Genomic DNA, 12,401 nt, shown 5'->3' with positions numbered 1-12,401 from the left:
ATGGCACCAAAGTTTGGAGATTTGAAACGTTATTGCGATAAGAACGGTTGGGTTTTGGCTCGAAACACGGATCATTGGTATTACGAAAAAGTCTTGAATGACGGAACCCTTCTTCGAACAAAAATAAGCCATGCCGTCAGTAAAGAGATTACCAAGAATCTATGGGATAGAATTCTGCGCAAACAACTTCATATAAGTGAGAAAGACTTTTGGAAAGGACTTTAATTGGTCTTGAAGAAAGTCTTTTTGCGCTTCAGTTGCCTTTCGGTAATCATTACTATCTTTAACCGTGTTCGCACTGCGCTTGATCTTGCGCTTTATTCTACCTCCCACTCGGGATATTGTTCCAAGAGTTCTCCCTTACCGGCAATCACTTTGGCCGCCGCCACTTCTTCTGCGCTCTTCTCAAAAGTGACGGTAAATCTCCACTCCTCTCCGAAATCAAACAGATAAGGTATTTTTGCTTCGGCATCAGGTTAAGCCCGAGTAATTTTACTTTATCGGTAAAGGGCCCCCGATCATTGCCGGGGGACCAATTTAATAAGCAACAGTGGCATCGAAATTGCCCACTAGATTAAAATGATTGAATGAAAAGCAACAGTCTGACACCCATAAACGGTATTTAAGGGACACCGCGGGATGTAAGAAGTGTGCGCAAATTGAGAACAAGATAACTCCCAAGCCGTATCATGCCTTGGGAGTTTCTTGTTTTTAAGGAGAGGCCTGCGGCATTTCATCCAAGGTTTCCCCTTAATAAAGATCGACCACTTTTCTCGCTTTATACCTTTGGCCTATACCCAGTTTGTCGGACACAGGTGAGTTTTTCACTCTTCAATTATCCCATTTTTTGTGACAAGAAAGCACGTTATTACTTGCAGCCAAGGGAGAAAAGTAATTGAAAGTTCGTAGATATCCCGTTAGAACCATTTTTACCAGGAATTAAAGATTTTAGAGTCGAGCTCCATAATGTTGACTCATCACAGTAGAAGAGTATTTTTTAATCTTCCATTCGGGTATCTTGCAAGCGGGACACAAAGAAAATAACCACTTATTTCTTATCCAACGAGCAGCTCGGCTATGCCGTGAATTAGAAATAACATAATGACAATTGCAATGGGTAATAATCTCGGCAAAATCTCCCCTTCGGGTTATGGATTTTATCCCATGCAAAGTCCCCTTTCGTGAAGGCCAAAGTTTAATTTTATCAAGCAAATTAAAGAAATCGTTGTTTTTTCGGTAATATCTTATCTTGTCATTGGATTTTGCTAAGAGATTCATTACGATATTCTCCTTTCTTGATCATTTAGTCTTAGGAGTAAATCCCACTCACTTTTATCATATCAAAAAGCATCGTCGCAACGCCTAATTGAAGGGGATCATGAATTAACCGCGGCTTAATCTCTGGAATAGCTTCCGGATGAATACCTAATGGCACTCCTGGTGCAGCAATATAACTTTCTGGTGTTATATGCTCCTTGTTTATGAATTCGCCTTCAGAACATGCATCAATAATAAACTGATGACCTCTTAAGGCTATTACTAGATTTTCTTCAATGCTGATTCGGCTTCCACTCTTTTTATAAATCTCTTGAGCCAAAGTTTCACTTGCTTTCCGCTCTAAGTCAAATACATGAACCTTACCCTTAAAATTGAGAACAGAAAAGGCTGCCGCACGTCCTACCCTCCCCGCACCCATGATTAAAACGCTGCGATTCTCAAGGCTATTGACCATATAATCTAATGCAGCGGCATACCCTTTTCCAGTTGCCTCACTATTTTCCGAGAAATATCCGCTTTTTAAATGCATAGCGATAAAGCGATCATCATCCGCCATAAAAATCATTTCAGATTTCCGCTCTAATGCTTCAGCGACGCCCTGAACATCTGAGTGATTCATAACTTGGGCCTTCGCTCCTAAAAAAGTTAAAATTCCTGAAACGGTTTCTGCAAATCCACGAATAACCCCTAATCCACTTGTTATTGGTACAACTGCAATATTGCCCAAATTATCAATTTGTCCTTCGTTCACCTGGGAAATGCCGACAGCATGGGCTGCTATTTCAGAAAGGGTATGTCCGGTCTTAATGACTAATTCTCGGTTGTAATTTTCCATCCTGTTGCCAATGCAACGTATATCGCTCTCGCTTAGACGGGTCATACCTTTCCATCTCCTTCTAATCCGCATAATAATAGAAAAGTTCAGGTAGAATTTAAAAGGCTTAAGAAGCTGAAGTTTTAGTGGTGGTTGGCATGGATAAACTAAAGGGATAAGGATCTAAGAAACGAGGAATATGGAGTTGCTCTTGAATTCTCCGGATAATTTCATACCGTTTGGCCCATACTTCGTACTGTGTGGGTCCCCGGGTAATTAAAGTAACGACCCACTCCTTCTTTTCCGGAGTATAATCCGTCAAGGCCTCATCCGCCCCGAAGAAATCAGTGAGCAGACGAAGAGGACCCGCTTCGGCGATAATATGCTCACCAGAAACTTCAATCCGATCCGCATTTACTTTCAGATGCTCATATATACAAAAGCTATCTTGGGGAGAGGGACGCTTCGGGATAGGAACGTAGAGGCTTTCCTGGGTAAAGGAATATCCTAAACATTCAACCATATTTATACCCGAGGAATGATAAATGGCCGTAGGAGTCTGACTTGGCAGCCGGGCATCAATTTCTAGAGCCTTTAACTTTCCTAAATGGAGAATAGTCTCCACATCCATAATACCATTTAAGCCTATTTGACTTGCTATTTTTAGGGCAAGTTCTTCAAATTCATCAATAAACTTGTATTTAAGCTCGGCAGGGGATAAAACGCGTTTACAATCATATTGGGCATCCATCTCTAATTCGGTGATGGGAAACACTCTATACTCGCCAGCAAATCCTATTACTTCAATGGAATAGGATGGCCCTTCAAGAAACTCTTCCACAATCCATTCCTTTTCAGGATCTTTAGCGAGAATACCCTCCATCTCTTCCCTATGGGTTACTGTTTGAACTTCCACGCTTCCGCTTGCTCCCGAAGGCTTGATCAGCAAAGGAAAAGAACACTGGGGCCAAGGCAGAGGCATGGGTATATGCAGTTCTTGAAATAGCTGATTGGATTTTAGCTTTGAAGAAGAAATCCTATAAGCATTCATATCAAAGGCCAATGGGATCTGGAGGTTTTCTGCAACCTTCGTGAGAAATATCAGTACATCCAGATCTTCAATGGCAGGAAGGATTAAATCAATGTCATTTTTTAGTAACGCTCTAAAATCCTCCTGAGAAGCTAAAATGTCCAAGCAATGAAAGCTGTCTGCCAAGGTGGAAGCTTGAGCATTCTCTCTTCGGTCAAACAACGTGACTCGCCATCCTGCCTTCTTTGCCAGATAAGTTGCCTCTACTCCTTGCAATTTCCCTCCAATAACTGCTACCTGCATTGAATCCCCTCTTTCTTAAAGCTACTCATCATTGCTTGACGTGATTGAACCCAAGCTTGATATTCACTGAGAGTTGCCGGTTCTAAATGATTGGCATCCAGAACGGGGATGATTTTTTCTAGCGAGCGATTTCCATCATCAATATCTAAAGTACTTTGAGACACCCCGGCCATGCCCACGGAAGGGGGAATGATTGATGTAATGACATTTGCCCCAGCATCGAGACGTTTTACCAATCCCTTTAAGCCATCCACATCGAGAGAAGCAGGAATTAAGCGATCGGGCATAACCAAGCGCATTATAGCTATGATTAACAGTTCCCGAAAATGCGAGGTTATTTTCCAATTTTCCAAAGGGGTGTTTTTCTGCGGAACAAAACTCATGACCCTAACTTGATCAACCCCCATTCTTCTCATAGTAAGGATGGACTCCGCAACATCTTCATTCGTATCACCGACACCAGTTAACATCCCTTCTTCAATCAGGTACCCCATTTTTTGGGCACTCATCTTCCGATTCATACGTTCTTCATAACTCTGTTTTATTCGCAATTGACTATAAAGGGCTTTATTATGCGTTTCTTGATAACAAGCGTACCAATCTGCACCCGCTTCTTTCAATTTCCACAAAATTTCCTCAGAAACCACCCCTGGTGAGATCATAACGGGAATCTCTATTTCGCGTTTGATATCTTTGACTATTTGAATGAGATCATTAAATCCCTGTCTGTCACAATAATAAAGGGGATCTTCACCCATTGTTAAATCCAATAAATTCACTCCTGATTGACCTAAGCAATGTGCTGTAGCCATAATCTCACCTTGACTTTTTCGGTAGCGAGGATAACCTGAGTTCGATTTCCGATAAAGGCAAAATGTACAATCGTTTCTGCAATAGGTTGAAAAATATATAAAACCATAGAGAAAGATTCTGTTGCGAAAATACTTCCCTCGAAGTTTCTGAGCGACCCCCATGACTTTATTGAATTCTTCTTCGCTCGCCAGATCCAATAAGGCGACAATCTCATGACGCTCAAGGGTTAATTCTTGGCTTGCTTTTTCAAGTATCTTGTCCAGTTGCGACTTTCCCATTGGGCCCCCTCCTTAAAAGCAATTCTATCAATGACTCATCAGGTTACTAGAATAAGGTGACCACCAAAAGGATAGTGGAAATCCTTTGGTGGTCGAGGAGGTTAAAAATCAAACATTCCAGAGCGGTGTGCCGTAAGATAGCGCATACAATAATCATCACGTCCGGTCAGCGTTTCTGCAACGACTAGGTTTGCCATCATTTGTTTATCTAAGGGATCGACGATTAGTCCATCAAGACCCTTAGCAACTGCCATGACGGCAAAGGCTCGATTAATAAATTTACGGTTCGGCAATCCGTAGGAAATGTTCGATAAACCGCACATAGTGTGGACCCCTTTGAACTCTTTGGAAATAGCCTCTACTGCATTGAGAAATTCGAACCCAAAGCTCTTGTTTGTTGCAACGGGTTGAACCAGGGGATCCACGTAGATATTTTCGATCGGAACATTGTGCTGCACTAAACCATTAATGAGTTGGTCTGCGATTCTGAGCCGTTGTTCGGTTGTCTCGGGCATCCCTTCATCGCTCATACATAAAGCGATGACTTTAAGATCGGTTCCAGCGACCACAGGTACTAGGGCATCGTAGCGACTCTTTTCCAAAGAAATGGAATTAATCATTGCAGTACCTTTATGTACCGATAATGCCGCTTGAATGGCCTGAGGATCCGGACTATCAAGACAACAGGGAGCATCTGTAGCCTCTTGAACAGTCTTCACAAGCCATTTTAGGTACTCTGCTTCTTTCCCCACGAAGATTCCCGCATTCACGTCGATGAAATCTGCTCCTGCATTGCGTTGAGCAATGGCAACTTTTTTTACAGCTTCCACGTCTTGTACACGGATGGCTTCTCCAATGGCCTTTCTACTAGCATTAATAAGTTCTCCGACAATTAACATCTTATCTCCTCCAAAATAAATCTCTACCCATTTTACCGGTCTTCTTTCATTTCCCTATTGATGTAAGAACTTTTTTATCGCCTCCTTCTGAACACTATTTCTATACGATTGGATAACGGTAGATAATTGAATATCCTTTTATGAAATTTATCTATATAAATAGGGGGAATTGAGTTTAAATAGGGAAAATTGAGTCTTTTTAATCTAATTTGATGGAATATTTCGTCTTGTAAATATAAAGACATTCGTACTATCATAGTTTTAAGGACTAGATCTTTTTATCTTTAACGTACATAAATAGCAAAATCTATGCCAACCAATTTTATTTTCACTAACTTTGCTATATCAAGGTTTTAAGGAGTTCATTGTCATTACGCCCGTCTTCTCCACTGTAATTTGTCCTTTACAGTCATAATAATCTGCTACTAAGGATAGATGTCACATAATTTTTCATGGAAATAAATATTTACAGTAATAGATAAAGTTTTTTTAATCATTTGAATTGCAAAAAACCCTAGTAATTAAAGGAAAAACACCTGGTTGTGAGGGGATTCATATGAAAAAAGAAACAATTCGCATTATTGATGAACTCAAACAAAAAAATGAAGAATTCCAAAAAGAAAACGAAATGCTAAAAGCAATCATTGACAGCATTCATGAATCTGTATATGCAGTCAATGAGAAAGATGAAGTTATTCTCTATAATAGCGAATCCGAAAAAATGGAAGGTCTAAACCGGCAAGACTTGTTAGGAAAAAAAGAAGATGAGGTATTTGCTCCTCCTTATTACTTTTCTGATGAAATCATAAAAAAAATCTTAAGGACAGGAAAACCGCTGATTGAACAACCCTATTGGTATTACTTAAACGACGGACGAAAAACCAATATGATATATAGTGCATTCCCTTTTTACTACAAAGGGCAAGTGGCTGCCGTTTACGTTATCTTTCGCAATATGAGTCAGATGAGTGATTTTATCGCTATTACATTGGAAATGCAGAAGAAATTTAGTCAGCAAGAAAACAGCCAACCTACGGGGGCAACTTTTCTTCTCGAAGATATTAAAGGAAATGACACAATAAAAAGAATAACGGGGGAAGCACGAAAAATTGCCCGCCGTAACTCTCCGGTCTTAATCGTGGGTGAAACAGGTACAGGTAAAGAACTTTTTGCACAAGGGATTCATAATGCAAGTTTGCACTCCAAAGGCCCCTTTATTCCTATCAATTGTGCGGCTATTCCAGAGACACTATTGGAAAGCTTACTTTTCGGGACGGTCAAAGGTGCCTTTACAGGTGCCACAGAATCACCGGGTCTATTCGAGCAAGCCGGAGACGGAACCATTTTTTTGGACGAAATAAATTCTATGTCCTTACCCCTACAGGCTAAACTGCTCAGAATACTACAGGGCAGAACCGTTAGAAGGCTGGGAAGCAACGTTGAAATTCCTTTAAATTGCAGAATTATCAGCGCTACCAACATGGATCCAATTGAAACCGTAGAAAAGAAGATTATACGGTCCGACTTATTTTTCCGTTTAGCAACCGTTACCCTGTATATTCCTCCCTTGCGAGAAAGAAAAGAGGATATCCGATTATTAGCGCTTCATTTCATAAAAAAATACAATAATGAATTTGGGTTATTCGTAAAAAATATTTCCGAAGAATTAATAGAACATTTTGAGCACTATCATTGGCCAGGAAATGCACGAGAGTTAGAAAATTTCATCGAAGGCGCCATGAATTTTGTCCATTCTGAAGATAGAATTTTAAAGTTGCACCATTTGCCAGAATATTTTCGAGAAAGAATTTTTCAGGTTAAAAACTTCCAAAAGTCATTGAATTTTAAAGGAACACTTCAAAGTGTTTTACAGGAAACCGAAAAGGCTTTCATAGAAAGTATCTTAACAAAAAATAATGGTAATATTACTAGAGCATCTTACGAACTTGGTATTTCTAGACAAAATCTCCATCATAAACTTAAATCTTTATCGATTGAAACAAATACCATTAAAAAAGATTACTAATAACAACACACGGAGGAAATGCACCTACATCTCCTCCGTGTGTTGTTTCTAACAGTGTCCTGGTTATGGATACTTGGCACCTACCACGAATCCGCTAACCCTAACACTGTAATACTTGTGTATTTTGATTGGGGTTTTAAAGGGATTACTTTTCTGCGTCTTCGACGATCTTTCTAAGTTTTTGTTGCACTTCCTTATCTAATGGCTCGGGTTTGTATTCGTTAAGGATCTCGCGTGCCTTCTCGGCAGCTCGTTCCGCAACGTCTTTTCCTCCGGTTTCAGCTTCCCAGATTTGGCGCATTCTACGATCAAAGAGAGTCGCTCTGGATTGTTCAGTTCTCACATGAGCCATGGTGTGCTTTTCCGTCAGATAGTGTTTACCACTACCGCCGCCAACCTTCCTAATGAGATCGACAGCCAGTGTCTCATCATTGATTTCTACGCCACGAACCACTCTTTTTACCATCTTAGCTATTTCAGCATCGATAAGTAATTGGGTATAGCTGAAGGTTACCCCTAACTCCAGCATTCCCATCCCATAAATCATATTTACTCCTGCTAAGGCCGGTAATAACGCTGTAATCGTTTTTTCATGTCCTGCCTGAGCGTCGGAGCATTTGCTATCTGCCTATGTTCCTGCGGTATAGCTAGGCAATAAGTAGAACTGTGCCAAAGCTGCCACACCCGCGCTGCACATGCCAAGCTCCGGCGAACCCACCGGGGCAGTAGCATATTGCAAGTCAAAGGTCGTGGTGGAGCTGCCGTACATCACAGGTGCCCCCCTGTCTGCGAGCTGTGCTAAAGTAATTCCTGCAAGAACCTCAGCATTGTGCACTACAAGAGTACCCGCAATGGTCACCGGCGTTGTCGCCCCGGACATAGCCATAGATAATATATTGACAGGAACACCTGCTCGGGCAAAGGTCATAATGATATCACAGCATTCTTTGTGCAGTTGAAGCGGGCTTTGCGGACAGGTCAGGGCAGAAAGAATCGGACACTTTCTTAAATTTTCCATGCCACCGACAATGGCAGCACCCATTTCCAGGTACTTTTGAGCATGATCCCCCGAGGTAAGGTCAATATGCATCACGTGTTTACTCGTATTATTTAGAAAAGCTTCTGCTTCATGTAAATCTACAGAGACTTTTGGACAATCTCTGGCTGAAACTGCGTGAGAATATACATCAACTTCATCCAAATAGTCTGCCACCAAAGCGGTTCCGGCAACATCTGCTTTAACCGTATTTCTTAAGTCCCCTGTATAAGGGTCAACAATTTTTACACCGGCACCAAAAGTAGTAAAATTTACCCGGCTGCCTTCCAAAACTGTATCGTTCTTTGGATTACGGCCGGCAAGTGTAATAGTGCTAGGTGCATAACGGATTGCATCCTCCACAAGGTGGGGAGGAATATATACTACGGATTGACTACGATCCACCACAGCCCCCGCATCTTGGAAAAGATCGAGTGCTTCCTTAGAAGTGATATGCACCCCTTCCTGCCAAAGGACCTCTAGAGTTGCATAATGGATTTGTCTTAATTCTTCCTCTGTATACATGTTCATACTGAACCCATGTTTTTGAGGATTATTTGACCGAGGATTTCGTATGGTCACTTTTCAGCCCACCCTCCTAATAATTTTGTTATTCTTCATGCATCCAATGGCAAAATACTTAAGCCAATAGTTTTTTACCAAGTTCACAAGCCGAAGCTGCATCCGGAGCAAAACCATCGGCGCCAATTTCATTAGCAAACTCCTCAGAAATCGGAGCTCCGCCAATTATAATGCGAACCTTCTCCCTTAGCCCTTCTTTTACAAACAGATCAATCGTATCTTTCATAGCTACCATGGTAGTAGTTAATAGTGCTGACATGGCTATAATATCGGCATTATGTTCCTTCGCAGCTGTGACAAACTGTTCCGGAGAAATATCAACGCCCAAATTGATGACCGTGAAACCCTCACTCTCCATCATCATTGCCACCAAATTCTTCCCAATATCATGAAGGTCACCTTTTACAGTACCAATCAAGACCTTACCCTCTGAGGGCATGTCGCCTTCAGAAATTAAGGGTTTGACCAAATAAATTCCTTCCGACATAGCCCTAGCAGCCATGAGCACTTCAGGTACAAACATATCACCTTTTTTAAAGCGCACTCCAACAATACTCATTCCTGCTATTAAACCTTGATTAATAATTTCTAAAGGATCTATCCCACTATCAATGAGGGATTTCGTTAATGTTTTTACCTGTTCGTCGTCTCCACTTAACACAGCTTTAGACAAATCATCAAAACTTGGCATTTCGCTACCTCCCTATCTTTATTGATTTTAAACAGTAAGATTATCCTCCTTTCAAATTTTGTACAATTTATAATAAGCAAATTTGATACCAATTCTAATAAAATGCAGAAAACCTAGATGGGGAAAGGGTTAGGGTATTTCTCTATACACAAAGCCATCATCAGAACTGTAATTATTGGTTTACAGTTCTAATGATGGCTTTGTTAAAATCAAGTGTAATTATTTTTTTCAATGAAAGAATGAATTACTTTATTTAAGATTGATTATTTTATATTTAACCGAACCCCGTCGAGATAAGTTAAGCTCCTGGCGATACTTTGGACATTCTGTGTTCCTTCTCTAATCATAAGAAGCCTTTCCAATCCGAAACCTATCCCAACCCATGAATCAAAGATGCCCCATTTTTCGTCCATAAAATGAGGTCCCATTGCGCCGGACCCAAGCTCCACCTCGCCTTTCATTACATCTATGGTATCTCCATAGACCACAGATGACTCGCTGAGAAGCCCATAGTCCTTAATTTCTGCCGCTTCCATAATCCATTGAGCCATTTCTTCAAGCCGTGAATGCCGTTCCTCAACGGGGGTACCCAGTTCTGTGACGTTGAGCATAGTAAATTCATTAAGATGTTGGGCACCTTGTGATTCTTTTCGATAACAGGTTCCAATTTCAAATATTCTGATGGGTTTTTCCCAAAGGCGGATTAGATCTTTCCAAAGAGTATATAGATTTGGGGCTAACATGGGGCGCAAACATCGCTTATTATCTAACCAAAAAACTTGAGAAAAGAGCGGATGCTCGTCTGATATGGTCATTTTTGCTAACGCGGATTTGGAAATAATCGCCGGTGTGACCACCTGAACAAATCCATGCTGACGTAATACTCTTGCCAACTGGTCCTCAAGATCAAGCAACCCTGGCCTATGCTTCACCTTACGAAGTTCTTCAAGCTTTTGTTTTCCCCTCTTTACCAATTCATATTCCGCATCTTGAAAGGCGCGATTACGGCTAGCAGTATCTGTAAAGCTCATATCAAGCTGTTCAGCTGTAGCGTTCAGTTCTATTAACCGTTGTAATTGAACCTTAGACCAAGAAATAGTCACCAAAGGCACCCTCCAGTCAAGAACACTTTGATAGAGTATTGGCGGGGAGTACGGGAGTTTCACCCGCCTGCACGAATTTAGAGTCCGTGTGATCCATACGATCCACCCCCCATATTAACTCCATTCTCACATTAATGTAAGATATATGCAATGCTTTTTGATTTTACTCCAAGTTAATTTCCGCATTTTTCGGAAGAGCTAACCCACAAGCTACTTCAATACCTTATTAGTGCAAATCTCATTCCTTATTGACCTAAGGATTGAGACTTTAACTGTCCTTCTTCCAGGACTTTTCCATTAAGTAATTGGTCCCGACCCGTTCTCTACACCTTTTCCAGAGCAGGCTAAATAGAGCATCTCATATATGCCGCTAAAACGTTGAACATATAGCATATATTCCTTCTTCGCCTGTTCGAAACTGTGGGGGTTCATCACCACAAGGCTAGCAGCAGAATTCGAGGAATGGGGAGGCCTTGTCCGGGTTGATTTATTCTCTTTTTTCGTGAGGATCATTTCCAAAGGCTTCGGTTCTTCTTTTGTTCTTTTGACCTTTTTCAAGTGTTGAGGCTCCTTAAGCTGAGGGACGAATCGTTTTCCAAAATAGAATAGAAGGATGATACCAATAGCAACGACGACACTTTCCAAACTGCTTCCCCTAGTCCCTCCCCCCAGTCCTTTAAATATATTTAGCAACCTGTTTCATTTATCAACTGAAGCAACAAGGCTTCCCGAAGAGTGGATACTCCCGGGAAACCTTTGCTTGTATGCAGGGATCTGCCGTGTGGTTCAGATGAAACAGGCCAAAAGAACAGCTTTAGGCTATTTTGTTTTCTTAATTGCCGGTATTTCTGCCTGTTGCTATTTGGCTTATCCGGCACAGTCATTTCGATCAACCCAAGTTCCAGGGCCGGACGCAAATAATTATTACTGAACGTAGGACGGTGTCTGATTCCTAGCCGTTCCAAAAGCTCTTTTGCCGAGAACGTTTCATTCTCCAAGACCATCATCAGGCGTTCGACTTGTTCGGTTACTTGTTCGCGAATCAGGGTTTCTACCGGAAGCCAATGAAACACCGGCTTCCAGCAGCTTAACAGCAAAGTTTGCCACATTCGACCCATACGCCCGTTACCATCGGCAAAGGGATGTATGAACTCAAATTCATAATGAAATAGACAACTTTTGATGAGGATGTGTATCGGCATTTTTTACCCAATGAAGTAAATCGCTGATCAGTTTTGGCACAAGTTCAGCCGGCGGAGCCATATGTACCAGTTCACTCCCGGCAAAAACACCAACCCCCCGGAACGGAATCGACCGGATTCATGGGTCAAGTCCAGCATTAGGATTTTATGTGCTTTTAAAAGATCGTCCATATTACACGGATCAAACGATAGCAGGAGATTATATGCCTCGTAAGCATTTTTTACTTCACGAATTTCCTTTGGTGCGCCAAGAACACGTTTGCCATTTATCACATCCGTCATTTGTTCCAGGGACAGAGAATTGTTTTCAATCGCCTTCACAGCTTCTCCCGCAAGGCATTGCAAT

General features: G+C 41.4%; 12 protein-coding genes and 1 pseudogene. 2 read left to right on the top strand and 11 right to left on the bottom strand.

Features of this window, described 5'->3' with window-relative positions:
- Entirely contained in the window at positions 1–225 is a 225-nt protein-coding gene (locus tag DESPCE1_RS22260; protein ID WP_084813849.1) for a hypothetical protein, read from the top strand.
- A 723-nt stretch (positions 226–948) separates the two neighbouring features.
- Here the strand turns inward: DESPCE1_RS22260 and pylSn are convergent.
- From pylSn to DESPCE1_RS0102780, 5 genes are all read right to left on the bottom strand, one after another.
- Complete coding sequence (gene pylSn, locus DESPCE1_RS0102800; protein WP_014792524.1) at positions 949–1,278, bottom strand: pyrrolysine--tRNA(Pyl) ligase small subunit; 330 nt, start codon at positions 1,276–1,278, stop codon at positions 949–951.
- 31 nt (positions 1,279–1,309) lie between these two features.
- The gene (gene pylD, locus DESPCE1_RS0102795; RefSeq protein ID WP_019849392.1) at positions 1,310–2,158 is read right to left on the bottom strand and encodes a 3-methylornithyl-N6-L-lysine dehydrogenase PylD; all 849 of its coding nucleotides are present in this window, start codon (positions 2,156–2,158) and stop codon (positions 1,310–1,312) included.
- Positions 2,159–2,219: 61 nt separating this feature from the next.
- Entirely contained in the window at positions 2,220–3,425 is a 1,206-nt protein-coding gene (gene pylC / locus DESPCE1_RS0102790) for a 3-methylornithine--L-lysine ligase PylC (protein ID WP_019849391.1), read from the bottom strand.
- A complete protein-coding gene (gene pylB / locus DESPCE1_RS0102785; protein ID WP_019849390.1) occupies positions 3,416–4,516 on the bottom strand; it encodes a methylornithine synthase PylB in 1,101 nt (366 codons plus the stop codon). Before pylB ends, pylC begins: the two co-directional genes overlap by 10 nt.
- Positions 4,517–4,617: 101 nt before the next feature.
- Positions 4,618–5,415 carry a methyltetrahydrofolate cobalamin methyltransferase gene (locus DESPCE1_RS0102780; protein WP_014792520.1) on the bottom strand — a complete coding sequence of 266 codons (798 nt, stop codon included), beginning with the start codon at positions 5,413–5,415 and terminating at the stop codon, positions 4,618–4,620.
- Positions 5,416–5,971: 556 nt separating this feature from the next.
- On the opposite strand from DESPCE1_RS0102780, the gene DESPCE1_RS0102775 reads away from it, so the two are divergent.
- Positions 5,972–7,441 carry a sigma-54-dependent Fis family transcriptional regulator gene (locus DESPCE1_RS0102775; protein ID WP_019849389.1) on the top strand — a complete coding sequence of 490 codons (1,470 nt, stop codon included), beginning with the start codon at positions 5,972–5,974 and terminating at the stop codon, positions 7,439–7,441.
- 145 nt (positions 7,442–7,586) lie between these two features.
- Here the strand turns inward: DESPCE1_RS0102775 and DESPCE1_RS23555 are convergent.
- The 6 genes and pseudogenes from DESPCE1_RS23555 to DESPCE1_RS24125 all read right to left on the bottom strand — a co-directional run bounded on the left by DESPCE1_RS23555 (position 7,587) and on the right by DESPCE1_RS24125 (position 12,376).
- A pseudogene (locus tag DESPCE1_RS23555) lies at positions 7,587–9,059 on the bottom strand (trimethylamine methyltransferase family protein).
- A 58-nt stretch (positions 9,060–9,117) separates the two neighbouring features.
- Positions 9,118–9,750, bottom strand: coding sequence for a B12-binding domain-containing protein (locus DESPCE1_RS0102760; RefSeq protein ID WP_014792518.1), 633 nt, complete (start codon positions 9,748–9,750; stop codon positions 9,118–9,120).
- 263 nt (positions 9,751–10,013) lie between these two features.
- Positions 10,014–10,853 (bottom strand): pyrrolysine--tRNA(Pyl) ligase large subunit, encoded by an 840-nt coding sequence (gene pylSc / locus DESPCE1_RS0102755; RefSeq protein WP_028305432.1) that lies wholly within the window; start codon positions 10,851–10,853, stop codon positions 10,014–10,016.
- 297 nt (positions 10,854–11,150) lie between these two features.
- Positions 11,151–11,411, bottom strand: a complete 261-nt coding sequence (locus tag DESPCE1_RS0102750) for a hypothetical protein (RefSeq protein WP_242835352.1) — start codon at positions 11,409–11,411, stop codon at positions 11,151–11,153.
- 128 nt (positions 11,412–11,539) lie between these two features.
- Positions 11,540–12,055 (bottom strand): Fic family protein, encoded by a 516-nt coding sequence (locus DESPCE1_RS24130; protein ID WP_371200223.1) that lies wholly within the window; start codon positions 12,053–12,055, stop codon positions 11,540–11,542.
- Between the two features lie 27 nt (positions 12,056–12,082).
- Complete coding sequence (locus DESPCE1_RS24125; protein ID WP_371200222.1) at positions 12,083–12,376, bottom strand: hypothetical protein; 294 nt, start codon at positions 12,374–12,376, stop codon at positions 12,083–12,085.
- Positions 12,377–12,401 lie beyond the last annotated feature (25 nt).

The organism is Desulfitobacterium sp. PCE1, assembly GCF_000384015.1.
Classification (GTDB): domain Bacteria; phylum Bacillota; class Desulfitobacteriia; order Desulfitobacteriales; family Desulfitobacteriaceae; genus Desulfitobacterium; species Desulfitobacterium dehalogenans.
The sequence above is the reverse complement of the archived record's forward strand: the minus strand, read 5'-3'. Positions and strand labels throughout refer to the sequence as shown.